Source organism: Microbacterium sp. RU33B, from assembly GCF_900155915.1.
Lineage (GTDB): Bacteria > Actinomycetota > Actinomycetes > Actinomycetales > Microbacteriaceae > Microbacterium.
Map to the genome: position 1 here is coordinate 1533020 of NZ_FTPO01000001.1, position 24477 is coordinate 1557496.

Annotated in this window: 24 protein-coding genes and 1 tRNA gene; 7 read left to right on the plus strand and 18 right to left on the minus strand. The window is 71.4% G+C overall.

Going from position 1 to position 24477, the window contains the following annotated elements; genetic code table 11:
• Positions 1–11: 11 nt before the first annotated feature.
• From tatA to B0B14_RS07495, 6 genes are all read right to left on the minus strand, one after another.
• Complete coding sequence (tatA, locus tag B0B14_RS07470; protein WP_076680797.1) at positions 12–269, minus strand: Sec-independent protein translocase subunit TatA; 258 nt, start codon at positions 267–269, stop codon at positions 12–14.
• Between the two features lie 73 nt (positions 270–342).
• Positions 343–1305: a helix-turn-helix transcriptional regulator gene (locus B0B14_RS07475; RefSeq protein WP_076680798.1), complete on the minus strand. Its 963-nt coding sequence runs from the start codon at positions 1303–1305 to the stop codon at positions 343–345.
• On the minus strand, positions 1302–2285 hold the full coding sequence (locus B0B14_RS07480; RefSeq protein WP_076680799.1) for a helix-turn-helix transcriptional regulator: 984 nt from the start codon (positions 2283–2285) through the stop codon (positions 1302–1304). Before B0B14_RS07480 ends, B0B14_RS07475 begins: the two co-directional genes overlap by 4 nt.
• 22 nt (positions 2286–2307) lie before the next feature.
• Positions 2308–3279, minus strand: a complete 972-nt coding sequence (locus B0B14_RS07485; RefSeq protein ID WP_076681331.1) for an FKBP-type peptidyl-prolyl cis-trans isomerase — start codon at positions 3277–3279, stop codon at positions 2308–2310.
• 9 nt (positions 3280–3288) lie between these two features.
• The gene (locus B0B14_RS07490) at positions 3289–4308 is read right to left on the minus strand and encodes a tRNA (adenine-N1)-methyltransferase (RefSeq protein WP_076680800.1); all 1020 of its coding nucleotides are present in this window, start codon (positions 4306–4308) and stop codon (positions 3289–3291) included.
• Positions 4305–5021, minus strand: coding sequence for an HAD family hydrolase (locus tag B0B14_RS07495; RefSeq protein WP_076680801.1), 717 nt, complete (start codon positions 5019–5021; stop codon positions 4305–4307). The genes B0B14_RS07490 and B0B14_RS07495 overlap by 4 nt, the downstream gene beginning before the upstream one ends.
• Before the next feature lie 116 nt (positions 5022–5137).
• On the opposite strand from B0B14_RS07495, the gene B0B14_RS07500 reads away from it, so the two are divergent.
• Positions 5138–6004: a PAC2 family protein gene (locus tag B0B14_RS07500; RefSeq protein WP_076680802.1), complete on the plus strand. Its 867-nt coding sequence runs from the start codon at positions 5138–5140 to the stop codon at positions 6002–6004.
• A 22-nt stretch (positions 6005–6026) separates the two neighbouring features.
• Here B0B14_RS07500 and B0B14_RS07505 read toward each other — a convergent pair whose 3' ends face one another.
• From B0B14_RS07505 to B0B14_RS07525, 5 genes are all read right to left on the minus strand, one after another.
• Entirely contained in the window at positions 6027–6854 is an 828-nt protein-coding gene (locus tag B0B14_RS07505) for an undecaprenyl-diphosphate phosphatase (RefSeq protein ID WP_076680803.1), read from the minus strand.
• 12 nt (positions 6855–6866) lie between these two features.
• Entirely contained in the window at positions 6867–8165 is a 1299-nt protein-coding gene (locus B0B14_RS07510) for a M20/M25/M40 family metallo-hydrolase (RefSeq protein ID WP_076680804.1), read from the minus strand.
• Between the two features lie 65 nt (positions 8166–8230).
• Positions 8231–8316 (minus strand) — tRNA-Leu (locus tag B0B14_RS07515).
• Between the two features lie 84 nt (positions 8317–8400).
• Positions 8401–9492 (minus strand): VIT1/CCC1 transporter family protein, encoded by a 1092-nt coding sequence (locus tag B0B14_RS07520; RefSeq protein ID WP_076680805.1) that lies wholly within the window; start codon positions 9490–9492, stop codon positions 8401–8403.
• Positions 9493–9612: 120 nt separating this feature from the next.
• Positions 9613–10170: a helix-turn-helix domain-containing protein gene (locus B0B14_RS07525; RefSeq protein WP_076680806.1), complete on the minus strand. Its 558-nt coding sequence runs from the start codon at positions 10168–10170 to the stop codon at positions 9613–9615.
• A 65-nt stretch (positions 10171–10235) separates the two neighbouring features.
• Between B0B14_RS07525 and B0B14_RS07530 the strand changes: the two genes are divergently transcribed.
• Positions 10236–11792 carry an FAD-dependent oxidoreductase gene (locus B0B14_RS07530; protein ID WP_076680807.1) on the plus strand — a complete coding sequence of 519 codons (1557 nt, stop codon included), beginning with the start codon at positions 10236–10238 and terminating at the stop codon, positions 11790–11792.
• Between the two features lie 40 nt (positions 11793–11832).
• Here B0B14_RS07530 and B0B14_RS07535 read toward each other — a convergent pair whose 3' ends face one another.
• A complete protein-coding gene (locus tag B0B14_RS07535; protein WP_083710391.1) occupies positions 11833–13716 on the minus strand; it encodes a DEAD/DEAH box helicase in 1884 nt (627 codons plus the stop codon).
• Positions 13717–13841: 125 nt separating this feature from the next.
• Between B0B14_RS07535 and B0B14_RS07540 the strand changes: the two genes are divergently transcribed.
• On the plus strand, positions 13842–14756 hold the full coding sequence (locus B0B14_RS07540; RefSeq protein ID WP_083710392.1) for an SGNH/GDSL hydrolase family protein: 915 nt from the start codon (positions 13842–13844) through the stop codon (positions 14754–14756).
• Here B0B14_RS07540 and B0B14_RS07545 read toward each other — a convergent pair.
• Positions 14753–15562, minus strand: coding sequence for a TrmH family RNA methyltransferase (locus B0B14_RS07545; protein WP_076680808.1), 810 nt, complete (start codon positions 15560–15562; stop codon positions 14753–14755). The two genes, B0B14_RS07540 and B0B14_RS07545, sit on opposite strands and share 4 nt — an antisense overlap.
• 89 nt (positions 15563–15651) lie before the next feature.
• On the opposite strand from B0B14_RS07545, the gene B0B14_RS07550 reads away from it, so the two are divergent.
• From B0B14_RS07550 to B0B14_RS07560, 3 genes are read left to right on the plus strand one after another with little or no spacing between them, the layout of a single operon-like run.
• Entirely contained in the window at positions 15652–16503 is an 852-nt protein-coding gene (locus B0B14_RS07550) for a Sir2 family NAD-dependent protein deacetylase (protein WP_076680809.1), read from the plus strand.
• Between the two features lie 37 nt (positions 16504–16540).
• Entirely contained in the window at positions 16541–17146 is a 606-nt protein-coding gene (locus B0B14_RS07555) for a histidine phosphatase family protein (protein ID WP_076680810.1), read from the plus strand.
• A 9-nt stretch (positions 17147–17155) separates the two neighbouring features.
• Positions 17156–17521 carry an iron chaperone gene (locus tag B0B14_RS07560; RefSeq protein ID WP_076680811.1) on the plus strand — a complete coding sequence of 122 codons (366 nt, stop codon included), beginning with the start codon at positions 17156–17158 and terminating at the stop codon, positions 17519–17521.
• On the opposite strand, the gene B0B14_RS07565 is transcribed toward B0B14_RS07560, so the two are convergent.
• From B0B14_RS07565 to B0B14_RS07585, 5 genes are read right to left on the minus strand one after another with little or no spacing between them, the layout of a single operon-like run.
• The gene (locus B0B14_RS07565) at positions 17518–18339 is read right to left on the minus strand and encodes an HpcH/HpaI aldolase/citrate lyase family protein (protein WP_076680812.1); all 822 of its coding nucleotides are present in this window, start codon (positions 18337–18339) and stop codon (positions 17518–17520) included. The two genes, B0B14_RS07560 and B0B14_RS07565, sit on opposite strands and share 4 nt — an antisense overlap.
• Positions 18340–18343: 4 nt before the next feature.
• Entirely contained in the window at positions 18344–18859 is a 516-nt protein-coding gene (locus B0B14_RS07570) for a MaoC family dehydratase (protein WP_256714292.1), read from the minus strand.
• A gap of 5 nt (positions 18860–18864) precedes the next feature.
• Positions 18865–20016 (minus strand): acyl-CoA dehydrogenase family protein, encoded by a 1152-nt coding sequence (locus B0B14_RS07575; RefSeq protein ID WP_076680814.1) that lies wholly within the window; start codon positions 20014–20016, stop codon positions 18865–18867.
• Between the two features lie 10 nt (positions 20017–20026).
• On the minus strand, positions 20027–22135 hold the full coding sequence (locus B0B14_RS07580; protein ID WP_076680815.1) for an acetyl/propionyl/methylcrotonyl-CoA carboxylase subunit alpha: 2109 nt from the start codon (positions 22133–22135) through the stop codon (positions 20027–20029).
• Between the two features lie 2 nt (positions 22136–22137).
• Positions 22138–23742 carry a carboxyl transferase domain-containing protein gene (locus B0B14_RS07585; protein ID WP_076680816.1) on the minus strand — a complete coding sequence of 535 codons (1605 nt, stop codon included), beginning with the start codon at positions 23740–23742 and terminating at the stop codon, positions 22138–22140.
• 105 nt (positions 23743–23847) lie between these two features.
• Between B0B14_RS07585 and B0B14_RS07590 the strand changes: the two genes are divergently transcribed.
• Complete coding sequence (locus B0B14_RS07590) at positions 23848–24444, plus strand: SACE_7040 family transcriptional regulator (protein ID WP_076680817.1); 597 nt, start codon at positions 23848–23850, stop codon at positions 24442–24444.
• Positions 24445–24477 lie beyond the last annotated feature (33 nt).

The following is a 24477-nucleotide window of genomic DNA, read 5'->3' on the forward strand; positions in this document are numbered from 1 at the left end:
ACCACGACGGGTCAGGGCTTGACGCTGGGCGGGCCGTCCGGCGTCGCGGGCGGAGCAGGGGCGACGACGGGCGTCTCGGCCGCCTGCGTCGTGACCGTGGTCGCGGCGGCGGGAGTGGCGTCGTCGTCCTTCATGGCCTTCATCTCGCCCTTGAAGACACGGGCGGACTGGCCGATGCTCTTGGCGAGAGCCGGAAGCTTCGCTGCGCCGAACAGAAGCAGGATCACCGCGAGGATGATCAGTAGGTGCGGCCACCCGAATGCGCCCATGAGGACTCCCTGTCGTCGACGGTGTCCCACAAGTCTAACCCGGCATGCGCGGGCTGTCCCCGCGCCGAGCCGGTCAGCGGTACTGCGCGAGACCGGCGGCGGCCCACTCGACGGCAGCCCGCCGTGCGCTTTCGGGCGCCAGTATCTCGACGGCTCCGCCGCGGTGCGCGGCGAGCCGGCGCAGCGCCCGCTCGTCGGCGAGCCGCACCTGTGCCGTGGACACGTCGCCCGTGGTGTCGATCTCGGCGTCGCGCAGATAGTCGCCGAGCAGCGGAGTCAGCGGCGTGGCGAAGCGGATCGTGGCGGTGATGTCGCCCTCGCCCGGCTCGAAGAAGGCGGGAGCGGCCTCGGAGCGGTGCGTGCTCGCGATGCCGGTGAGCTCGAGATCGCCCACCCGGTCCAGGTGGAACGTGCGCATCGCCTGGCGCAGGTGGCACCAGCCCTGCAGGTACCACTGGCCGTCGGCGATGTGCACCTTCACGGGGTCGACGGTGCGCGTCGTGGGAGCGGCATCCGGAGCCTTGTAGGTGAACGAGACCGCGACGCCGTCGTTCAGCGCCTGCGCGACGGCCTCGCGCACGGCGTCGACCGGACCGGAGGCCACGATGAGCTCCGCCGGGGTGCCGGAGGCGCCGCGCTCGAGCTTGGCGAGCAGCGCGGCGAACAGATCGGTGTCGCCGATGCCCGGAATCGTCCGGGCGAGCTGGAGGCCGGCCAGCAGGGCGGCGGCCTCGCGCGCGGTGAACTTCGGAGCACGCTCGAGGGCGACCTTGTTCGTGATGACGACGAGGTCGCGCTGGTCGAGCAGGTCCCAGTCGATGTCGAACAGGTCGTTCGGCATCTGCCAGTAGCCACCGTCGCCGGGGAGGCCGATCGAGGTGAGCTTCTCGACCATGTCGCGCATCTGCTCGGGCGTGACGTCGAACTCGTCCGCCGCCTCGGCGATCGACACCTCGCCCTTTCCGATCAGATAGGGCACGAGCTGGAGGATGATCGCGGCGCGATCCGTGGCGACGAGGGGCTTGCGGGTGTTCACGCGGCACCTCCGTTGACCGTCGCGGTGGCCTCGAGTCGTTCGATCACCGCGGCGCGCAGGGCGTCGGGCTCGACGACGCGCACCTCGGGGCCGTACGAGGCGAGCTCGTCGGCGAGGATGTGCAGATCGACGAACGACACGTGCACGCCCTGTTCGGCGGGCGTCGACCGGCGGCTCAGACGCAGGGCGGCCTCGGTGCCGGGGTCGATCTCGAGGAGGGCGCGCTGACGCTCGGCGAGCGCATCCAGGCCCGCCTTCGCCCGCTCCCCCGCACCGTCCTTCAGCGCAGCGTCGAACCGGTCGCGCGTCTGCACGACGTCGCCGACGATGCGCGACAGCAGGAACGTGCGGTCGCCCGCGGCATCCCGATCGATGCCGTACACGTGCCAGCGCGCTTCGTACTCGACGAGGGCCAGCGGCTGCACGCGCCGCGTGCGCGGGGCGGCCTCACCGGGCTTGAGGTAGGAGAAGGTGACCGCGACGCTCTGCTCGATCGCGCGCTGCAGCGGCGCGAACGACGGCTCGCGGAGGCTGATGCGCGGCGAATAGCCGATGATCGGCTCGTCGACCGGGATGCCGAGGGCCTGGATCTTGCGGAGGCCGCTGCGGGCGTCGGCCGACATCGAGCTCGCGCTCCACACGCCGCCGGCGAGATTGAGCAGCGCGATCTCGGACGGTGTGAACGTGATGTCGTCGGGCAGCACGTACTCGGAGGAGGGAACGCGGTACCGCGCTTCGCGGAGGTCGTCGGGCTCCGCCCAGTCGCCGATCGTCTCGATGGGCACTCCGAGGCGGCGCAGCGCCTCCTTGTCGCGCTCGAACATCTTCTCGAGCGCGTCCTTCTTGGCACCCGCCTCGCTCTGCTCGCGGTAGCCCGAGACGGACGTGAGGATCGTGTCCTTCGTCAGGCCCTGCTCCGTCGAGGTGAGCGCGACCACGAGGTTGACGAGGCGCTCCTCGGGACGACTGGCGGCAGACACCCTGCCATCTTAGGTCGGCGGTCTACTGCGTGGCGGCCGCGTCGAGGCCCAGGATGTCGATGACGAACACGAGAGTCGAGCCCGCGGGGATCGACCCCTGCGCCTGATCGCCGTAGCCCTGATCGGGCGGGACGACGACCATCACCTGCGAGCCGACGGTCTGTCCTTCGAGGGCGGCCGCGAAGCCGGGGACCACACCGTCGAGCGTGAGGGAGCGCCCCTCGCCGTCCCACGACGAGTCGAACGTCTCATCGGCACCCCACACCGCACCGGAGTAGTGCACGCGCACGGGCGCGTCGCCGGTGACGACGTCTCCATCGCCCTTGATGAGCGTCTGGATCACGAGGTCGGTCGGGGCCGCCGCATCCGGGAACGAGATGCCCGGACGCCCGTCGGGCGCGCGGGAGATCGAGGGCAGGCCGTTGCCGGAGTTGAACTGCAGCGTGCCCTCGGCCCGCGGGAGGTAGACCTTGCGCACATCGATGACCGCGACGGCGGAGTCGTCTTCGGCCAGGCCGAACCGCGTCATGAGGTCGGCCGACATGTCGCCGGGTGCGAGGGCCACGACGACGCGCGAGCCCTCCGTGGCGCACTGCAGGGCCGATTCGAAGGCCGGGATGATGTCGGTGATGGCCGACGTCGGGAAGACCGCGGTCAGATCGGTCTCGCTCGGCGCCTGCACGATGGTCTCGCCCGTCGCACCGTTCACGAGCGTGATGTCGAGGACGGAGAGCTGGCTGGGCGCCGTGAGCGGCGTGCCCTCGCCCGTGATGACGTCGTGGTAGCCGCCCTCGACGAGACGCAGGGGCGTCGGGATGTCGATCTCGGGTGCCTCGTCGGCGTCGCCGGAGACGGTGATCAGGTCCATGACGACCGGGTCGGACACGGCGGGGCGATCGCAGGCCGCCGGCGCTCCGGCGCTGCAGCCCACGAGGGTCAGCGCGGCGAGAGCGAGGACGGCGAGGCCGGAGACTGCTGCAGGGGTCTTGCGCACCACGACAGTCTAGGCGCCCGGATCCGCGTCGCCTTGCGCGCGCCCGGATGCCGCGATCCGCGCTCCGTCGGCGGCCTTCTGGGCGTCGCGCACGCGCTTGCGCAGGTTCTTGTCGGTGATCTGGCGGTCGCCGACCGCTCCGGGCGTCCACTGCTCGACGTCGTCGTCGCCGTAGCTCGGCGTCTTCGACGCGCGGCGCTTGACGTCGGGCGGGATCGCACCCGGGGCCAGGCGCCGCGCGGTGATGAGGAAGCCGGTGTGCGCGACCATGCGGTGATCGGGTCGCACGGCGAGTCCCTCCACGTGCCAGCCGCGCACCATCGTCTCGCTGGCTTCGGGCTCGGTGAACAGACCCGTGTTGCGCACATACTCCGCTACCCGGCTCAGCTGCGTCGCGGTGGCGACGTAGCAGAGCACGACCCCGCCCGGGGCGAGCGCGTCGGCGACGACGTCGATGCACTCCCACGGCGCGAGCATGTCGAGCACGACGCGGTCGACGGATGCCGGCTCGACCGTCGTGGGCAGCGTCTCGACCAGGTCGCCGACGACGAGGTCCCACGTGTCGGGCAGGCCCCCGAGGAACGTCGCGACGTTCGCCTGGGCCACGTCGGCGAAGTCGGCGCGGCGCTCGAACGAGATCAGGCGGCCGTCGGGGCCGGTCGCGCGCAGGAGCGACAGGGCGAGCGCGCCCGATCCCACCCCGGCCTCGACGACGACCGCGCCGGGGAAGACATCCGCCTGCGTCACGATCTGCGCGGCGTCCTTCGGGTAGACGATCGCGGCGCCGCGCGGCATCGACATGACGAAGTCGCGCAGGAGCGGACGCAGCGCCAGGTACTCGTGGCCGCCGCTGTTCGCGACGACCGATCCGTCGGGCGCGCCGATGAGCGCCGTGTGCTTCAGCACGCCGTGGTGGGTGTGCAGCTCGCCGTCCTCGCGGAGCGTGATCGTGTGCATCCGGCCCTTGGGCCCGGTGAGCTGCACGCGGTCGCCCACGCGGAACGGGCCGCTCGGTCGCTGAGTGGTCATCGCGACTCCTCCATGGTCGGCACGGCGCCCGTGCGGGCGGCGCGGGCGGCGACGTGCCCGGCGTGGAAGGTGCGGACGTCGTCGGCGGTGCGGCCCTCGAGCGTCGGCCACACCGTGTGGGCGCCCGCTCCGACGAGCGACACCATCAGAGGGACGCCGATGACCGCCGACCCCGCGGCGACGGCGGAGCGCAGTCCGTTCGGCGAGTCCTCGATGGCCACGGTCTCGCCCGGGTCGACGCCGAGGGCGGTGCACGCCTGCAGGTACGGGTCGGGGAACGGCTTGGGCCGGGTGGACTCGTCCCCCGCGATGACGACGTCGAAGGCGTCGTCGTCGACGAGCTCGAGCACCGCGTCGGCCATCCGCCGCATCGACATCGTGACGAGGGCCGTCTTGATGCCGGCGTCCTTGAGGCTGCGCAGCAGCTCGCGGGCGCCGGGTCGGAACGGCGCGCCCTTGGTCGCGAGCTGGTTCATGACGTCGGCCGTCAGGTGGTCGATGATCGCGGGCACCGTCATCCGCACCCCCGCGGCTTGGAAGATCGCCGCTGAGTCCTCGAGTCCGAGGCCCACGAGACGCAGGCCCTGCTCGTGCGACCACGTGCCTCCGAAGCTCTCCACGAGCGGCGTCTCGGCCGCCATCCAGTAGGGCTCGGTGTCGACGAGGGTGCCGTCCATGTCCCACAGGACGGCGCGCAGAGAAGGTTGGCTCACCGCACAACCCTACCGAGGACGGACGGGGAGGGTCGGGGCACGCCGCCCGAGGCGCCCCGCGTGAGCGACGCGACGCCTATTCTGGATGCACCCCGGATCGGGGTGGAGGAGGTCGCGTGGACGGACTGGGACGCAGGGTGCTCATCGCAGCCTTCGACGGCTGGAACGACGCCGGCGAGGCCGCGTCGTCGGCCGTCGCGCATCTGAAGGACAGCGGAGCGTACGAACCCGTGTTCTCGGTCGACCCCGAGCTGTACTTCGACTACCAGTACACGCGCCCGCAGGCGGTCATCGACGGCGAAGGGCGCCGGATGCTGCGCTGGCCCGAGGCCACGATCCTGCGGCCCGTCGACCCGGGCGAGGGCACGGAGCTGTGGCTGCTGACGGGCGTCGAGCCCGCACGCGCCTGGCAGGCGTTCGCCGGCGAGTTCGTCGACGTCGCCCTGCGGGAGGACATCACGGGCTTCATCGCGCTGGGCTCGATGATGTCGGACGTGCCGCACACCCGGCCGATCTCGATCTTCTCGGGCAGCGACAGCGAGATCGTCCGCACCGCCCTGGGCCTCGAGCGCAGCACGTACGAGGGTCCGGTCGGCATCCTGAGCGTGCTCGGCCACTCGGCCGACGAAGCCGGGATCCCGACCGCGTCGCTGTGGGCGAGCGTCCCGCACTACGTCGCCGGGCACACGCCGTCACCCAAGGCGAGCCTGGCGCTCCTCGAGCGGCTGGCCGAGATCACGGGCGCCGACGTGCCGCGCGGAGAGCTGGCCACGGAGGCCGCCGCGTGGGAGGCATCCATCGACGCGGCCGCCGCCGACGACGAGGAGATGACGGAGTACATCCGCCAGCTCGAGCGCACGCGCGACACGTGGGACTCCCCCGAGGCATCCGGCGACGCCATCGCGCAGGAGTTCGAGCGCTACCTCCGCCGCGGCGGCGACGGCCCGAGCAAGCCCGGCCGCGACGACCCGCCGCGCCGCTGACGACGCGGCGGAATCCGCGCGCTCAGTACGCCTGCAGCACGCCCGTCGCCAGCAGCACGAGCACGAGCGAACCCAGCGCGACCCGGTAGATCACGAACGGCAGGAAGCTGTGCGTGGAGATCCACTTCATGAACAGCGCGATGACGCCGAGGGCGACGACGAACGCCACCCCCGTGGCGGCCGCCGTCTCGCCGAGCGAGTAGACACCCGGCTCGTCCCAGTTCTTCACGAGCTGGTAGAAGCCGCTGCCGAAGACCGCCGGGATGGCGAGGAGGAACGCGTACCGTGCCGCGGCCGCCCGCTCGAAGCCCATGAAGAGCCCCGCCGTGATCGTGCCGCCCGACCGTGAGACGCCCGGGATGAGCGCGAGGGCCTGAGCGAAGCCGAAGATGACGCCGCGCGGCACCGTGATGTCCTGCAGCTTCCGCTTCTTCGCGCCCACGTGGTCGGCGATGCCCAGGAGCACGCCGAAGAAGATCAGCATGCCCGCGACGAGCCAGAGCGATCGGAAGACGGTCTCGATCTGGTCCTGGAAGAGCAGGCCGAGGACGACGATCGGGATGCTGCCGATGATGATCAGCCAGCCCATCCGGGCATCCGGATCGCTGCGCGGCACCTTGCCCGCGAGCGAGCGGAACCAGCTGCCGATGATGCGCACGATGTCACGCCAGAAGAACACGACCACCGCCGCCTCGGTGCCGATCTGCGTGATCGCGGTGAACGCGGCGCCCGGGTCTTCGGCACCGGGGAGGAACTCGCCGATGATGCGCAGGTGCGCGCTGGAGGAGATCGGCAGGAACTCGGTGAGTCCCTGGATGAAGCCCAGGAAGAGCGCCTCGAGAAAGTGCATGGGGGCCTTCCGTCAGTACGTTCGGAGGAGATCGGTGAGCACGCGCTGGCCGAACACGAGTGCGTCCAGCGGCACCCGCTCGTCGACGCCGTGGAACATGCCCGTGAAGTCGAGGTCGCCGGGCAGCCGCAACGGTGCGAAGCCGTAGCCGGCGATGCCGAGCCGCGAGAGCGCCTTGTTGTCGGTGCCGCCGCCCATCAGGTACGGGATGACCGGCACCCCGGGGTCGTGGCGCCCGAGCGCGGCCACCATCGCATCGACGAGCGCGCCGTCGAACGGCACCTCCAGACCGATGTCCTGAACGACGACCTCGACGTCGATGTCGTCGCCGACGATGCGACGGATGTCGGCGAGGGCGGCCTCCTCAGTGCCGGGCAGCACCCGGACGTCGATGAGGGCCTCGGCGCGATCGGGGATCACGTTGTGCTTGTAGCCCGCAGTGAGGCCGGTCGGGTTCGTCGTCGTGCGCAGGGTGGAGCGGATGAACCCGGATGCCGCGCCCGTCGTGTCGGCGAGGGCGTCGGGATCGTCGGCGGCGACGTCGGACAGTTCGGCGAGCCCGTCCAGCAGCTGACGGGTCGTCGCCGTCAGGCGGATCGGCCACTCCGTGCGCCCGAGAGCGGAGACGGCCTCGGACAGACGCGTGACGGCGTTCTCGGGGTGGTAGCGGCTGCCGTGACCCGCCCGGCCGCGCGCGACGAGCTTCAGCCAGATGAGGGCCTTCTCCCCCACCTGCAGCAGGTACGCCCGGCGATCGCCGACCGAGATCGAGTACCCGCCGACTTCGCTGATCGCCTCGGTCGCGCCGGCGAACCACTCCGGACGGTCGCGCACGACGAGCGTCGAGCCCTCGACACCGCCGTTCTCCTCGTCGGCGAAGAAGACCAGGATGACGTCGCGCTCGGGCTGCTCGCCCGCGCGCAGGATCTCGGCGATCGAGGTGAGGATCATGGCATCCATGTCCTTCATGTCGACGGCGCCCCGCCCCCACAGCATCCCGTCGCGGATCTCGCCGGCGAACGGGTCGACGCTCCAATCCTCGGCCACGGCCGGGACCACATCGAGGTGCCCGTGCAGGATCAGCGCCGGCTTCTCGGGGTTGCGGCCCGTGACGCGTGCCATCACGTTGGTGCGACCGGGAATCGGCTCGTAGAACTCGGGCGTCAGGCCCAGCGACTCGAGGTACGCGGCGACGTACTCGGCGGCTTCGCGCTCGCCGTTCGAACGCCCTCCGCCCCAGTTCGACGTGTCGAACCGGATGAGGTCGCGCGCGACGGCGACGACCTCGGGAAGGTCGGGGGTTCCGGGCATGGTGTCCAACCTATCCGCCGTTCTCCGACAACGAAGAAGGCCCCGTTTCCGGGGCCTTCTCACTGTGCGCGAGGGGGGACTTGAACCCCCACGCCCGTTAAAGGGCACTAGCACCTCAAGCTAGCGCGTCTACCTATTCCGCCACCCGCGCGAGGTGGATTTCGGTTTTGCAACCGAGGAATGACATTACCACGTCACGACACCGTCGACGAACCGCGCCGACCGTCACGCGCGCTCAGCCCATCGAGACGCCGAAGAGGAGACCGAGCGCGTACGTGATCGCGGCGGCGCCGAATCCGATCGCGAGCTGACGCAGGGCGCGCTTGAGGGGCGGTCCTCCCGAAAGGAGACCGACCATGGCACCGGTGGCGAGCAGGGCGATGCCCACGAGCACGAGCGCCACCGCGACGGCCGGGATGCCGGACAGCCCGAAGATCCACGGCAGCACCGGGATGATCGCACCGGAGGCGAAGAACAGGAAGCTCGAGATCGCCGCGCCCCAGGCTCCGCCGACGAGCTCGTGCTCCTCCGACCACGGCTCGGGCTCGCGCGTGTACGGAACCGAGCGATCCGCGGCGTGCGCGGTGCGGACGACGAGCTGCGCGCGTTCGAGCGCCTCGTCCGCCGGCATCCCGCGGGTGCGGTACACGAGGGCGAGCTCGTTCGCGTCGAGGTCGAGGTCGGGAAGCGCCGCATCGGCGAAGTCGCTGGGCTCGGTGGCCGCCAGCAGCTCGCGCTGCGACCGCACCGAGACGAACTCGCCCGCGCCCATCGAGAGTGCGCCCGCGAGCAGTCCGGCGATGCCGCTGAAGAGCACGACCTGCGCGGAGACGCCCGTCGCGCCGATGCCGAGCACGAGAGCGAGGTTCGACACGAGACCGTCGTTCGCCCCGAAGACCGCCGCGCGGAACGTGCCGGACAGCCGCCGTCTCCCGCGGGCCGCCAATCCTCGGACGACTTCGTGGTGGACCTTCTCGTCGGCCGCCATGGCCGCCGTGGCGAACGGCTCGTCGTCGTACGGGGAGCGCCCTTCGGCGTTCTGGGCGAGCGCGAGGACGAAGATCGAGCCGAAGCGCGTCGCCATCCAGCCGAGCGCGCGGGTTCCGAAATCGGGCCGCGGCAGGCGTGCCGGCTCACCGCCGAGCAGTTCGAGCCAGTGCGCTTCGTGTCGCCCCTCGGCGTCGGCGAGAGCCAGCAGGATCTCGCGCTCCTCTCCTTCCCGTCGCGTCGCGAGTGCCCGGTAGACACGGGCCTCCGCGCGCTCGTTGACGAGATATTGAGCCCAGCGACGGCGGTCGCGTGCGGTCGGCTCTGCGGGCGCGCTCATAGGAGGCCTCCGAGTCGGCGGTGGAAGAGGGGGATGCCTCCACGGTAGCCAGGGCACGGCCGCCGACTCGCGCCGAGACGACGATTGACAGCATTTCGGATTCCCGAACCCGGCCCCGCGTCACCCCTCGGACAGGTGCGTGTGGACTCGCTCCCCCGTCGGGCTGAAGATGCTGATGACCTCGACGGCCGCGTCGGGCATCGCGCTGAGACTGTGCGGTGCGCGCGTGTCGAACTCGGCCGATTCGCCCGGCTCGATGACGTGCTCGACGCCGTCGAGCACGAGCCGGAGACGGCCGCTCAGCACGAACACCCACTCGTAGCCGTCGTGGATGCGGGGGGCGGGAGCCTCGGATGCCGCTGGATAGACGATCTTGAAGGTCTGGACGGGCGAGTCCTCGAGCGTGAGCGGTGCGATGACCATCCCGTCGCGGCGGGTCACGCGGCGACGGACACGGGGGTCGACCGGCGGCGATGCCAGCAGGTCGTCGATGCGCATTCCCAGCCGCCGTGTCAGCGGCAGCAGCAGTTCGAGCGTCGCCTGCCGCTTACCCGACTCGAGTCGCGACAGCGTGCTGGCCGACATCCCCGTGCTGCCGGCGAGATCGTCGAGGGTCCAGCCCTTCGACTGCCGTGCCGAGCGCAGTCGCTGTCCGATGTGGGCGAGATCGTCCGTCATGCGAAGATCTTGCCATATCGGCAAGAGAGATTGCAGTATTTGTCGATCTCGCCGACAGTCGGAGCATGGAACTCCACGAATGGGATGTCGTCGTCATCGGCGGCGGGGCCGCAGGACTCAGCGCGGCGCAGATGCTCGGACGCGCACGCCGCCGGACTCTCGTGGTCGACGGCGGCAGCCCGCGCAACCGCGTCGCCGACCACATGCACGGCGTCCTCGGACTCGACGGCACTCCCCCGTCCGACCTCCTGGCGCGCGGACGCGACGAGGTGCGGCGCTACGGCGTCGTCGTCCGCTCCGGCGCCGTGGTGCACGTGCGCGACGCGACGGACGCGCTCCGGGTGACCCTCGACGACGGGACCGAGGTGCGGGCCCGCGCGATGGTCGTCGCATCCGGCGTGCACGACGACCTGCCGGACGTCTCCGGGCTGCGCGAACGGTGGGGCCGCAGCATCCTCCACTGCCCTTACTGCCACGGCTGGGAGGTCGCCGACCGACGCCTCGGAGTGCTCGTCACCTCTCCGGCCGGTATGCACCAGCTCGAGCTCGTGCGTCAGTGGAGCGACGACGTCACGGCGTTCGTCGCCGATGTCGAGCCGCTCGACGAGGCTCTGGCCGAGCGTCTCGCCGCACGCGGCTTCCGCATCGTCGCCAGTGCCGTGACCGCGCTCACCGGCGATGACGTCACCCTCGCAGCCGTGCGCACCGCGGACGGGACCGAGCATCCCCTCGACGCGCTCTTCGTCGCACCCGGCCCGCGCCTCGACCTGGCGTTCGTCGCGGAGCTCGATCTCGCCCGCGCCGACCTGCCCGGACGACCGCTCGCCGTCGACGCGCTCGGCGCGACGAGCCACCCCCGCGTCTGGGCCGCCGGCAACGTCGTGCAGCCCTTCGCCAACGTGCCCGTGTCGATGGGTGCCGGGTCGATGGCCGGCGCAGCCGTCAACGCGGCACTCGTGGCCGAGGACGCCGACCGCGCCGTGGCCCACGCGCGTCGCACGGCGCGCAGCGAGGCCTGGGAGGCGCGCTACGCCGACACCGAGCGGACGTGGTCGGGCCGCGTCAACGCGACCCTCGCCGACGTGGTCGCACCGCTCGCGCCCGGATCGGCGCTCGACGTGGGATGCGGCGAAGGCGGCGACGCGGTCTGGCTCGCCGAGCACGGCTGGCGCGTCACGGCGACCGACGTCTCAGCGACCGCCGTCGCGCGCGCGTCCGCCGCCGCACGGGAGCGCGGCCTCGACGCCGCACGGGCGGTGTTCGTCACCGCTGACGCCGAGCTCGACCTTCCGGACGGGCCGTTCGACCTCGTGACGGCGAGCTTCCTGCACTCGTGGGATCCGGACTTCCCCCGGATCGACATCCTGCGCGCCGCGGCGGAGCGCGTCGCTCCAGGCGGTCACCTGCTCGTCGTCTCGCATGCCGCGCCGCCGTCCTGGGTCGACGAACTCCCCGAGGGCGCACCGAGGATGCCGGCGCCCGACGTCGAGCTCGCCCTGCTCGCGCCGGATGCCGCCGTGTGGACGCCCGTGCTCGTCGAGACGCGATCACGCGCGGCATCCGATCCCGACGGCCACCCCGGCACCCACACCGACGGCGTCCTCCTCCTGCAGCGTCGCTGAGCGCTCCCGCCTCGTCGACACACGAGGGGCGAGCCGTGGCTCAGGAACGCACGCGCGACCGCAGGACGTCGATGCGGGCCTGCAGCTGCGCGACCGTCGCCTGGGCGACGGCGGGTCCCCCGCACACCCGTCGCAGCTCGGCGTGCACCGCGCCGTGCGGTTCGCCGGTCTGACGGGCGTACAGACCCACGAGGCTGTTGAGCAGCTGTCGCTGCTCCTTGAGCGTGCGGTGGAGCGGCTGGGGCAGTCCGCCCGGCTCGGTCGCGGGCGCCGACAGTCCGCCGGATGCCGCCTCCCGCTCTTCGCGCGCCTTGCGATGACGGCTCTGCCGCGACTGGCGCTGCATGAGCAGCTCGTGCACGTGCTCGGGCTCGAGGAGGCCGGGGAGCCCCAGGAACTCCTCCTCCTCGGGGGTGCCGGGCACGGCGAGCTCGCCGAACTCGCGCCCGTCGAACAGCACGCGGTCGAAGTGGGCGACCGAACCCAGTGCGGCGTACTCGAACTCCTCGGTGAGGGCGTCGGATGCCTTGTCCTCGCGCTCCGCCGCGTTCATCGCGTCTTCGTCGAGACCCGGCTCGTCGTCGGTGTCGCGGTCGAGCGCATGGTCGCGCTGCTTCTCGAGCTCATGCGCGAGGGCGAGCAGCTGCGGAACGTTCGGGAGGAACACGCTCGCCGTCTCGCCGCGCTTGCGGGCCCGCACGAAGCGGCCGATCGCCTGCGCGAAGAAGAGCGGCGTTGACGCCGACGTCGCGTACACCCCGACGCCCAGGCGCGGCACGTCGACGCCCTCGGAGACCATGCGCACAGCGACCATCCACCGCGAAGTGCCCTTCGAGAACGCCTCGATGCGCGCGGACGCCTCGGCCTCGTCGGAGAGCACGATCGTCGGCTCCTCCCCGGATACCTGGTGCAGGATCGCTGCGTAGGCGCGCGCCGCCGTCTGATCCGTGGCGATCACGAGTCCGCCGGCATCCGGGACCTGCTCGCGCACCTCGGTGAGGCGCCGATCCGCCGATCTCAGCACCGCCGGGATCCAGTCGCCCTCGGGGTTCAGCGCCGTGCGCCAGGCCTGCGACGTGATGTCCTTCGTGTTGTCCTGTCCGAGATGGGCCTCCATCTCGTCGCCCGCCTTCGTGCGCCACTTCATGTGGCCGGCGTAGACGTGGAACAGCACGGGCCGGACGACGCCGTCTTCGAGGGCGCGACGGTACGAGTAGGCGTAGTCGGTGCGGGAGATGCGGATGCCGTGGCGATCGGGGTGGTACTCCACGAACGGGATCGGCGCGGTGTCGCTGCGGAACGGCGTGCCCGACAGCAGGAGCCGTCGCGTCGCACGCGCGTACGCCTCGCGCAGCGCGTCGCCCCAGCTCAGGGCGTCGCCCCCGTGGTGCACTTCGTCGAGGATCACGAGCGTGCGGGCATCGATCACGAGCCGCTGGTGGACGGATGCCTTGACCGCCACCTGCGCATACGTCACGGCGACGCCGTGGAAGTGCCGGGCCGGCGCGTAGTGCCGGTTGCTGAAGGCGGGGTCGAGCCGGATGCCGACACGGGCTGCGGCATCCGCCCACTGCGTCTTCAGGTGCTCGGTGGGCGCGACGACGACGATGCGGTCGACGACCCGACGCCGCACGAGCTCGGTCGCCAGACGCAGGGCGAACGTGGTCTTGCCGGCGCCCGGAGTGGCCGCGGCAAGGAAATCGCGCGGCCCCTTGCCGACACCGTCGGGTCCGTCGAGACCGAAGTACAGGTCGAGGGCCTCGGCCTGCCACGCGCGCAGTCGCTGCGCGGTGCCCCACGGTGCGCGCTGCGGGAAGCTCGGCGACAGGTGCTCGGCGGCGAACGACCCGAAGTGGTGCTCGCCGTCGGACCCCGAGGAGCCCGACGCGGAAGGCGCTTCGAGAAGCGACGAGTCGTCGTTCATGCAGCCCCTCCCCCCGGTGTCGGCGACTGCCGGCGGCGAGCAGCGCGAGTTCCCACCCTAAACGAGCGCGCCGACACCCCCCGCCGTAGGCTGGCTGTCGGTGATGAACCGTCGAAGGAGGAACGATGCCCAAGAACGATCCCTCACCCGAACCGAATCGGACCCCCTACATCCCCAACGAGACCCTGCATCCGTGGCGTCGCTACGTCGCGATCGGCGACTCGTTCACCGAAGGCGTGGGCGACCCCGACCCGACCGCCCCGAACGGACTCCGCGGCTGGGCCGATCGCGTGGCCGAAGTGCTGTCCGCTCAGGTCGACGACTTCGCCTACGCCAACCTCGCGGTGCGCGGCAAGCTCATCGGTCAGATCGTCGACACGCAGATCGAGCCCGCGATCGAGCTGAAGCCCGACCTCGTCACGTTCTCCGCCGGCGGCAACGACGTCATCCGACCGGGCGGCGACCCCGACGCGGTCGCCCAGCTCTTCGAGGACGCCGTCGTGCGCCTCACCGGCACCGGCGCCACGGTCGTCGCCTTCACCGGCATCGACACCGAGTTCACGCCGGTGTTCCGCGGCATCCGGGGTCGTGTCGCGATCTATAACGAGAACATCCGCGCCATCGCCGACAAGTACGACTGCGTCGTGGCGGATCAGTGGGCGCTCAAAGAGGTGCAGGACATGCGGTTCTTCGATGACGACCGCCTGCACTACAACAGGCTCGGCCACCACGAAGTCGCCCGCATGGTGCTGCGTGCGCTCAACGTGCCCAACGACCTGGCCCCCATGGAGCCGGATCCCTTCCCCCGGCGCACGTGGCGCGAAGCGCGCACGGTCGATCTGGTGTGGGCGCGCGAGTACCTGGCCCCGTGGGTGCTGCGCCGGCTCCGCCACCAGTCCTCGGGCGACACGATCACGGCCAAGCGCCCCGAACCCACCCCGATCCTGCTGCGCTCCGACGAGAACACCGCGAGCGGCCTGCCGATCGAGACGATCGCCCCCGGCACGCACCGCGGCCGGGGGCCGTCGGAGAAGGCCTAGTCGCCGGTCGGGCGCAGCGACCACAGCGCGACGGCGGAGGCCGCCGCGACGTTGAGCGAATCGACTCCCCCGGCCATCGGGATCGTCACGACCGTGTCGGCGACGCGGAGCGCGCGCCTGCTCAGTCCGTCTCCTTCGGCGCCCAGCATCAGCGCGACGCGCTCGGGGCGCGCGGCCGCGAACTCGTCGAGCGGAACGGCGTCGTCGGAGAGCGCGAGTCCCGCGAGATGGAAGCCCTCGTCGTGCAGGATGCCGCCCGCGGCGTTCCACTCCGGGAGCCGCGTCCACGGCACCTGGAACACGGTGCCCATGCTGACGCGGACGCTGCGCCGGTACAGCGGATCGGCGCACCGGGGGCTGACGAGCACGGCATCGGCGCCGAGACCCGCGGCGGCGCGGAAGATCGCGCCGATGTTGGTGTGGTCCATGATGTCTTCGAGCACCACGACGAGTCGCGCTCCGGCGACGACGTCGACGACCGACGGCAGCTCGGGTCGATGCATCGCCGCGAGCGCTCCGCGGTGCACGGCGTACCCGGTGAGCGACTCGGCGATCTCGGGGGCGACGACGTACGCGGGCACGTCGTGCCCGGCCAGGAGCTCGGCGACCTCGTCGACCCACTTCTCCTGCACGAGCACCGATCGCGGTCGGTGACCCGCATTCAGGGCCCGCGCGATCACCTTCGCCGATTCGGCGATGTAGAGACCGCCTTCGGGCTCGAGCTTGCGCCGGAGCGCGACATCCGTCAGATCGCGGTAGTCGGCGAGCCGGGCATCGTCGGCGGCGGCCACCTGTTCGATCCTCACCCGCCCACTCTCCCACGTGCCCGTCTCCCGGAGACGCGTAACATCCCGGCAACCCGTGCGGCGTACGCTCGGATCGAGGGGGTGGGTGGATGACGACACTGAGCGACCTCGCGCACGCGACGGCGCCGGAGCTCGAGCGCGCCCTCGACGTGCTCTCCGGCAAGCGCATCGCGGTGCTGACGGGCGCCGGCGTCTCGACCGATTCCGGGATCCCCGACTACCGCGGCAAGGGCGCGCCTGTGCGCACGCCCATGACCGCGCAGGAGTTCCTCGCCAGCCCGGCGGCGCGCCGGCGCTACTGGGTGGGCAGCCACCTCGGCTGGCGCGCGTTCGCCGCCGCGGAGCCCAACGCCGGCCACCGCGCGCTCGCGACGCTGGAGGAGCGCCGCCTCGCCTCGGGCGTCGTGACGCAGAACGTCGACGGCCTGCACGTGCGCGCCGGCAGCAGGCGGGTCGTCGAGCTCCACGGCACGATGCGCCGGGTGTTCTGCACGCACTGCGGGCAGGTGTTCGATCGACGGGATCTGGCCGCCCGCGTCGAAGCCGACAATCCGTGGATCAGCGTCACGGAAGAGGTCAAGCTCGGACCCGACGGCGACGTGCTGCCCGAGAGCAGCGACGGATTCCTCGTGCCCGAGTGCAGCGTGTGCGGCGGGATGCTGAAGCCCGACGTGGTGTTCTTCGGCGAGTTCATCCCCGCCGAGAAGTTCCGCGAGGCCGAGCAGCTCGTGCGCACGAGCGATGCGCTCGTGGTGGCCGGCTCGTCGCTCGTGGTGAACTCCGGCATCCGTCTCGTCGAGCGTGCGCGCCGCCGCCGCATCCCCGTCGTCATCGTCAACCGCGGGATCACGCGGGCCGATGCGCGGGCGACGGTCAAGATCGATGCCGGCACGAGCGACGTGCTCGCCGCGTTCGCCGACCGCCTCCCCTCCCTCGACTGACGTCGGCGCTCCCGGCCCCGCGGCTAGGCTCGAGAGGATGACTCTCCTCACCCTCGTGCGCCACGGCGAGACCGACTGGAACGCGGCCCGCCGCATCCAGGGGTCGACCGACATCCCGCTCAACGACACGGGTCGCGGGCAGGCCCGGGATGCCGCGGCGCGTCTGCGCGACACGATCGACCCCGGCGCGCCGCTCATCGTGGTGTCCAGCGACCTCTCCCGCGCGAGGGAGACCGCGGCGATCATGGCCGCCGAACTCGGCGTGGAGGTGTCGGGGCACTATCCCGAGCTGCGCGAGCGCAACTACGGCGAGGCGGAGGGTCTCGACACGAACGAGTTCTTCGAGCGCTGGGGCGACTGGCACGCGGCCGAGGTGCCGGGCGCCGAGCCCTGGGCAGATCTGCGCACGCGGGCGATCGCCGGCCTCCGACTCGTGGCGCGAGACGTGCGGCGCACGACGGCGCCGGCCGCGGCATCCGCCATCTGCGTCTCGCACGGCGCCCTGATCCGTGAACTGATCCGCCACGCCACGGCCGGCGAGCTCCCCCTTCCCGGGACGAAGCTGCCCAACGGCTCGGCCTACCGCGTGCTGCTCGAGAAGGAGCGCCTGCGCCTCCTGTCGTACGACGACGCCCTGGCCTAGGATCGCGCCATGACGGCACCCGCGACGATCGACGAGTACATCGCGGGGTTCCCGCCCGACGTGCAGGAGCGTCTGCGGCGCATCCGGGAGATCGTCGTCGCCCGGGTGCCGGGAGTCGACGGCGCTCCGCCCGAGGAGCGCATCCGCTACGGCATGGCGGCCGTGATGCTCGGCGGGGGCCGTTACGCGCTGCACATCGGCGGCTGGAAGAAGCACATCGGGCTCTACCCCGTCCCGACGCTCCCGGAGCCGCTCGAGAGCGAGCTCGCGCCCTACCGGTCGGAGAAGGACTCGGTCGTCTTCCCGCACACACAGGACATCCCCTACGACCTCATCGGCCGGGTGACCGAGGCGATCGCCGGGTTGAGGAGCTAGTCCCCCGCGCGCGCCAGCAGTGCCCGGGCGTGCCGCAGCACGGGCTCGTCGACCATCCGGCCGTCGAAGGCGAACACACCGCGCTCCCCGGCGGCGGCGGCCAGCACCGCGTGCGCCCACGCGACGTCGGCATCCGACGGACGGTATGCCGCCCGGACGACTTCGACCTGACTCGGGTGGATGCAGGCGGTCGCCGCGAAACCGGAGGCGGCGGCGTCCTCGGCCTCCCGTGCCAGACCCAGCGCGTCGGCGATGTCGAGGTGCACGGCGTCGATCGCCGCCTTCGCGCGGGCGCCGGCGGCCAGGAGCACGCGCGAACGGGCGTAGCGGGCGATGTCGCGGTAGGCACCGTCGGCCCGGCGGCTCGAGCTGCCGCCGAGCGAGGCGACGAGGTCTTCGGCGCCCCACATGAGCGCCGTCACATTCGTCAGGGCGGCGATGCGGTCGGCCTGCGCCACCCCTTTCGCGGTCTCGAGCAGTGCCACGACGGCGAACCGCGGATCCAGTGCCTTGAGCCGCTTCACGGAGGCGGCCTTGGCCACCATGATCGTGCGGTAGTCGGTCTGCGACAGCGTCGCGATGTCGGAGACGAACGCCTCGGTCTCGGGCGGATTGACCCGCACGATGACGCGTTCGGGGTCGAGGTCGCTCTCGATCAAGGCGCCGCGCGCCCTGGCCTTGTCGGCGGACGCCACCGCGTCCTCGAGGTCGAGGATGACGGCGTCCGCCCGGTCCGCCGCCTTGCGGAACCGCTCGGGGCGGTCGGCGGGGCAGAACAGCAGAGCGGGGCCCAGACGGAAGGGACGGTCGTCGGTCATGCCGTCACGCTACTCCGCCCGTATCCGGAGCCTCGGCCTCCGACGGAGCGCACCACATCAGCGCGACGCGCGTGGCCCTCGCGACGATCTCGCCGTGCTGATTGCGACCCGTGTGCCTCATCGTGACGATGCCCTGGCCCGGACGCGACGACGACGGCCGCTTGTCGACGATCTCGGTGTCGACGTACAGCGTGTCGCCGTGGAAGAGCGGCGCAGGGAAGGAGATGTCGGAGAGACCGAGCTGCGCGACGAGCGTACCCTGCGTGATCTGCCCGACGGAGAGTCCCACCATCGTCGACAGCGTCCACATCGAGTTCATGAGCCGCCGGCCGAACGGCTGCGTCTCGGAGAACGCGGCGTCCAGGTGCAGCGCCTGCGTGTTCATCGTGAGCGAGGAGAACAGGATGTTGTCGGACTCCGACACGGTGCGCCCCGGGCGATGCGCGTACTGAGCACCCACCTCGAGCTCGTCGAAGTAGAGTCCGCGCTGGATGTGCTGCCGCGGTGCCGGGTCGGTCACGTCGCTCACGCTACTCCGAGCGCACGGGCGATCACGAGCAGCTGCACTTCGCTCGTCCCCTCGCCGATCTCGAGGATCTTCGAGTCGCGGTAGTGACGGGCGACGGGGTACTCGTTCATGAAGCCGTTGCCCCCGAAGATCTGCGTCGCATCACGGGCGTTGTCCATCGCCGCATCGCTCGCCGTGAGCTTGGCGATCGCCGCCTCGGTCTTGAACGGCTTCCCCGCGTCGCGGAGGCGCGCCGCGTGGTGCCAGGCGAGACGGGCGACGTGCACGCGCTGCTGCATGCGGGCGAGCATGAACTGGATGCTCTGCCGGGTCGACAGCGGCTCGCCGAACACCGTGCGCTTCCGGGCGTAGTCGACGGATGCCTCGAGGCATCCTTCCGCGGCGCCCGTGGAGAGCGCGGCGATCGCGATGCGGCCCTCGTCGAGGATGTGCAGGAAGTTGGCGAACCCCCGGCCGCGCTCGCCGAGCAGATTCGCCTCGGGCACGCGTGCGTCGACGAACGTGAGCGGATGCGTGTCGGAGGCGTGCCACCCCACCTTGTCGTACGGCGCCTCGACCGTGAAGCCGGGCGTGCCGTTGGGCACGAGGATCGTCGAGATCTCCTTGCGCCCGTCCTTCTCGCCCGTGACGGCCGTGACCGTGACGAAGCGGGTGATGGGCGTCCCCGAGTTCGTGATGAACTGCTTCGCGCCGTTCACGACCCACTCGCCGCCCTCGAGCCGCGCGGTCGTGCGGGTGGCCCCGGCATCCGAACCCGCCTCCGGCTCGGTGAGACCGAAGCCGGCGAGGTGCTCGCCCGCGAGGAGCGAGGGCAGGTACTCCTGCTTCTGCTCCTCGGTGCCGAAGCGGAACACCGGCATCGCTCCGAGGCTCACCCCGGCCTCGAGCGTGATGGCGATCGACTGGTCGACGCGCGCGATGCCCTCGATCGCGAGGCAGAGGGCGAAGTAGTCGCCGCCCTGCCCGCCGTACTCTTCGGGGAACGGCAGGCCGAACAGCCCGAGCTCGCCCATCTGGGCGACCACGTGCATCGGGAGCGTCTTCGTGCGGTCGGCTTCGTAGGAAGCAGGGGCGACGACCTCGTCGGCGAAGTCGCGCACCAGACGGGCGAGCTCGCGCTCGTCGTCGCTCAGATCGTGGTGGTCCATGGTTCTCCTGTCAGTCCGTCCGTCCGCTTTCGCTCGTCTGAGCGTCCGGGCCCGTCGCGGTCCCTGAGCCCGTCGAAGGGTCGGGCGTCACATGCGCGAGCACCTGGTCGCGGCGCACCTGCTCGCCGACGGCGACGTCGACGCGCACCACGCCGTTGTGCGGCGCCGTGACGGGGTGCTCCATCTTCATGGCCTCGATCGTCGCGATCCGGTCGCCGCCGGCGACGCGGGATCCATCGGCCACGTGGACGGCCACGACGGCACCCGGCATCGGGGCGCGCAGCTCGGGGTCGGCCGCACCGTCGACGCGGCCGCGTGCGGCCAGCCGCCGCTCCATCGCCTCGCGTCGGCCGATCACCCGCAGGCGGTGCGCGGCGCCGTCGGCGTGCACCCAGACCTCTCCGTCATCGCCGACCGCGACGATCGTCTCGCCCGTTCCGTTCGGCTCGCCAGACCCTGCGTCCGCGTCGAGATCTCGCGCCGCAGCGGCGGGCTCGATGCGCGACGGGGCTTTCGCGGAGGACGGGAGAGGTGCTCCGGCATCCACGGTCACCGTGTGCGCCTCGGATCCGTCGTCCAGCCGCACCCGGAGCGGGCTCGTCGTCCCGATCCGCCACCCGGGGAGACCATGCCACGCGCCCAGAGCTCGCCGGGCAACAGGTGATCCGCCCGGAACAGGCCGTTTCGGCGCCCACGGGCCTGCGTCCGGCAGTTCGCCTGCGCCGAGGACGGCGGATGCCGCGGCCTGCAGCGCCGATGCGCTCGGCTCGGGGCCGACGAAGGCCGGCAGACGGTCGATCAGTCCGGTGTCGAGGTCTCCGTCCTGCACGGCCGGGTCGGCGACGAGCGCGCGGAGGAAGCCGATGTTCGTGTCGACGCCGAGCACGACGGTCTCGGCGAGCGCCGCGTCGAGCTTCGCCAGGGCGGCGCGGCGGTCGTCCGCCCACGCGATGACCTTCGCGATCATCGGGTCGTAGTCGGCGGACACGACGGAGCCGTCCTCGACGGCCGAGTCGGTCCGCACGTCGCGCGCTGCACGCCAGATCCGGACGTCGCCGGTCGACGGCAGGAATCCGCGTTCCGGACTCTCCGCGTACACGCGGGCCTCGATCGCATGCCCGTCCCACCGGACGTCGTCCTGTGCGAGATCGAGCGAAAGCCCTGCGCCGACGCGGAGCTGCTGCTCCACGAGATCGATGCCGGTCACGAGCTCGGTGACCGGATGCTCCACCTGCAGCCGCGTGTTCATCTCGATGAAGAAGAACTCGTCCGGACGGTCCCCGGCGACGAGGAATTCCACGGTCCCCGCTCCGCGGTAGTCGACGGATGCCGCGGCCGCGCACGCCGCCGCGCCCAGACGCGCACGGGCCCGGTCGTCGACGATCGGCGACGGCGCCTCTTCGATGACCTTCTGGTGCCGGCGCTGGAGCGTGCATTCGCGTTCGCCGAGATGGATGACGGTGCCGTGCGCGTCGGCGAGCACCTGCACCTCGATGTGGCGGGGGCGTTCGATGAGCCGTTCGAGCAGCAGCGTGTCGTCTCCGAACGCCGCCGCGGCGACGCGTCGGGCGGTGGCGAGCGCCTCGGGCAGCTCCGCGGCGGTGCGCACGATCTGCATCCCCTTGCCTCCGCCCCCGGCGGACGGCTTGACCAGCAGGGGGAAGCCCGCGGCCTCAGCCGCCGACGCGATGTCGGCGTCCGTCATCCCCGCGGCGCTGAAGCCGGGCACGACCGGGACGCCGTGCGCCACCACGTGCTCCTTCGAGCGGATCTTGTCGCCCATGACCTCGAGCGCCCGCTCGCCCGGGCCGAGGAAGACGATCCCCGCAGCGGCGCACGCGCGCGCGAACGCGGAGTTCTCCGACAGGAATCCGTACCCGGGATGGATGGCCTGCGCGCCGGTGGCGACGGCCGCGGCCAGCACGGCGTCGATCGACAGATACGACTGCGCGGCGGCCGCGGGACCGATCCTCACGGCGACATCGGCTTCGCGCACGTGCGGCGCGGAGGCGTCCGCGTCGCTGTACACGGCGACCGAGCGGATGCCGAGGCGACGGAGGGTCCGGATCACCCGGCGGGCGATCTCGCCGCGGTTGGCGACGAGGACGGTGTCGAACATGATCACATCCGGAAGACGCCGAAGCGCGGTTCGGGGAGCGGCGTGCGCGACACGACGTCGAGCGCGAGTCCCAGGAGGTCACGGGTCTTGAGCGGGTCGACGACGCCGTCGTCCCAGAGGCGCGCAGTGGCGTAGTACGGGTTGCCCTGCTCCTCGTACTGGGCCCGGATCGGCGCCTCGAACGCGGACTGCTCCTGCGCCGACCAGTCCTCACCGCGTGACTCGATCTGATCGCGCTTGACGGTCGAGAGCACCGAGGCGGCCTGCGGCCCGCCCATGACGGAGATGCGCGAACCGGGCCACGTCCACAGGAACCGCGGCGAGTACGCGCGTCCGCACATGGAGTAGTTGCCGGCGCCGAACGATCCGCCGATGACGACGGTGAGCTTGGGCACCCGGGTCGTGGCGACGGCCGTCACCATCTTGGCGCCGTCCTTCGCGATGCCGCCCGCCTCGGCATCCCGTCCCACCATGAAGCCGGAGATGTTCTGGAGGAACAGCAGCGGGATGCCGCGCTGGTCGCACAGCTCGATGAAGTGCGCGCCCTTCTGGGCCGACTCCGAGAACAGCACGCCGTTGTTCGCGACGATGCCCACCGGGTGGCCGTGCAGTCGGGCGAAGCCCGTGACGAGCGTCTCGCCGTACTCGCGCTTGAACTCGTGGAATCCGCTGCCGTCGACGAGCCGGGCGATCACCTCGCGCACGTCGTAGGGCTGATTCACGTCGACGGGCACGACGCCGTACAGATCGGCCGGATCGACCGCGGGTGCAACGGGGGGGATCACCTCCCAGGCGGGCGGCGCGGGCGGCGGCAGCGTCGCCACGATGTCGCGGACGATCTCGAGCGCATGCTCGTCGTCGTCGGCGAGGTGGTCGACCACGCCCGAGCGACGGGCGTGCAGCTCGCCCCCGCCGAGCTCCTCCGCCGTGACGATCTCGCCGATCGCCGCCTTCACGAGGGGCGGACCGCCGAGGAAGATCGTGCCCTGATCGCGCACGATCACGGTCTCGTCGCTCATCGCGGGAACGTACGCGCCGCCCGCCGTGCACGAGCCGAGCACGGCCGCGATCTGCGGTATGCGCTCCGCCGACATGCGAGCCTGGTTGAAGAAGATCCGGCCGAAGTGGTCGCGATCGGGGAAGACCTCGTCCTGCATCGGCAGGAACGCCCCGCCGGAGTCGACGAGGTAGACGCACGGCAGGCGGTTCTCGAGCGCGATCTCCTGCGCGCGCAGGTGCTTCTTCACGGTCAGGGGGAAGTAGGTTCCGCCCTTGACCGTCGCGTCGTTGCAGACGACCATGACCTGGCGTCCGTGCACGAGCCCGATGCCCGCGATCACGCCGGCCGCGGGTGCTCCCCCGTCGTAGAGTCCTTCGGCCGCGAGCGGCGACACTTCGAGGAACGGACTGCCCTCGTCGAGCAGTCGTTCCACGCGGTCGCGCGGAAGGAGCTTGCCGCGGGCGACATGGCGCTCACGGGATGCCTCCGGGCCACCGAGGGCGGCTGCCGCGAGTCGCGCGGCCAGGTCGTCGGCGAGGCCCTGCTGCGCGTCGCGCGTGCGTACGAACGCGTCGTCACGGGCGACGGATGTCGTCAGTGCGGTCATGTCATCTCCCTCGACGTCACGATCACATCACGCCGGTTGTCCCGGCGAGAGCGCAGTGGTTAGTGTGCACTAACCGAGAATTCAGGTTAGCGAGGATTAACTGAAATGACAAGCGGTCTCACGGAGCGCAATCGCGCCAAGGCGGATCGTCACTCCGCGCTCCTGCACGAGGCCGCCCTCCTCTTCGCGGAGCGCGGATTCAGCGGAGTGAGCCTCGAGGAGCTCGGCGCCGCCGTCGGAGTCTCCGGTCCCGCCGTCTACCGGCACTTCGCCAACAAGCAGGCCCTCCTCGGCGAGATCCTCGTGCGCGTCAGCGAGCGACTCCTGGCCGGTGGACGCGAGGTGGTGTCGACGGATGCCGCGCCCGGGCACGCGCTCGAGGAGCTCGTGCGCTTCCATGTCGACTTCGCCCTGTCCGACGCCGACGTCATCCGCGTGCAGGACCGTGACCTGGCGAGCCTGAGCGACGACGACCGGCACACCGTGCGCCGACTGCAGCGCGAGTACGTCGAGCTGTGGGTGGGCGTGCTCGCTCAGCTGCATCCAGAGCGCTCCGCCAGCGATCTGCGCGTGCGGGCCGCGGCGTGCTTCGGCCTCATCAACTCGACGCCCCACAGCGTGCGCGGTCTGCGCGGGGCCCCCGCCGACAGCACGGTGCGCGGCATCCTGGAATCCATGGCGATCTCGGCTCTGACGGCCTGACCCCCCTTCGGGGTGCCCTACCCTGAATTCACT

Excerpts from the sequence above, each read along its gene's own strand:
- B0B14_RS07505 (WP_076680803.1), bottom strand. The coding sequence starts at position 6,854 with ATGCACTTTCTCGAGGCGCTCTTCCTGGGCTTCATCCAGGGACTCACC.
- B0B14_RS07550 (WP_076680809.1), top strand. The coding sequence starts at position 15,652 with ATGACGACACTGAGCGACCTCGCGCACGCGACGGCGCCGGAGCTCGAG.
- B0B14_RS07575 (WP_076680814.1), bottom strand. The coding sequence starts at position 20,016 with ATGGACCACCACGATCTGAGCGACGACGAGCGCGAGCTCGCCCGTCTG.
- B0B14_RS07530 (WP_076680807.1), top strand. The coding sequence starts at position 10,236 with ATGGAACTCCACGAATGGGATGTCGTCGTCATCGGCGGCGGGGCCGCA.
- B0B14_RS07585 (WP_076680816.1), bottom strand. The coding sequence starts at position 23,742 with ATGACCGCACTGACGACATCCGTCGCCCGTGACGACGCGTTCGTACGC.
- B0B14_RS07560 (WP_076680811.1), top strand. The coding sequence starts at position 17,156 with ATGACGGCACCCGCGACGATCGACGAGTACATCGCGGGGTTCCCGCCC.
- B0B14_RS07565 (WP_076680812.1), bottom strand. The coding sequence starts at position 18,339 with ATGACCGACGACCGTCCCTTCCGTCTGGGCCCCGCTCTGCTGTTCTGC.
- tatA (WP_076680797.1), bottom strand. The coding sequence starts at position 269 with ATGGGCGCATTCGGGTGGCCGCACCTACTGATCATCCTCGCGGTGATC.
- B0B14_RS07580 (WP_076680815.1), bottom strand. The coding sequence starts at position 22,135 with ATGTTCGACACCGTCCTCGTCGCCAACCGCGGCGAGATCGCCCGCCGG.
- B0B14_RS07540 (WP_083710392.1), top strand. The coding sequence starts at position 13,842 with ATGCCCAAGAACGATCCCTCACCCGAACCGAATCGGACCCCCTACATC.
- B0B14_RS07520 (WP_076680805.1), bottom strand. The coding sequence starts at position 9,492 with ATGAGCGCGCCCGCAGAGCCGACCGCACGCGACCGCCGTCGCTGGGCT.
- B0B14_RS07535 (WP_083710391.1), bottom strand. The coding sequence starts at position 13,716 with ATGAACGACGACTCGTCGCTTCTCGAAGCGCCTTCCGCGTCGGGCTCC.
- B0B14_RS07590 (WP_076680817.1), top strand. The coding sequence starts at position 23,848 with ATGACAAGCGGTCTCACGGAGCGCAATCGCGCCAAGGCGGATCGTCAC.
- B0B14_RS07525 (WP_076680806.1), bottom strand. The coding sequence starts at position 10,170 with ATGACGGACGATCTCGCCCACATCGGACAGCGACTGCGCTCGGCACGG.
- B0B14_RS07510 (WP_076680804.1), bottom strand. The coding sequence starts at position 8,165 with ATGCCCGGAACCCCCGACCTTCCCGAGGTCGTCGCCGTCGCGCGCGAC.
- B0B14_RS07555 (WP_076680810.1), top strand. The coding sequence starts at position 16,541 with ATGACTCTCCTCACCCTCGTGCGCCACGGCGAGACCGACTGGAACGCG.
- B0B14_RS07490 (WP_076680800.1), bottom strand. The coding sequence starts at position 4,308 with ATGACCACTCAGCGACCGAGCGGCCCGTTCCGCGTGGGCGACCGCGTG.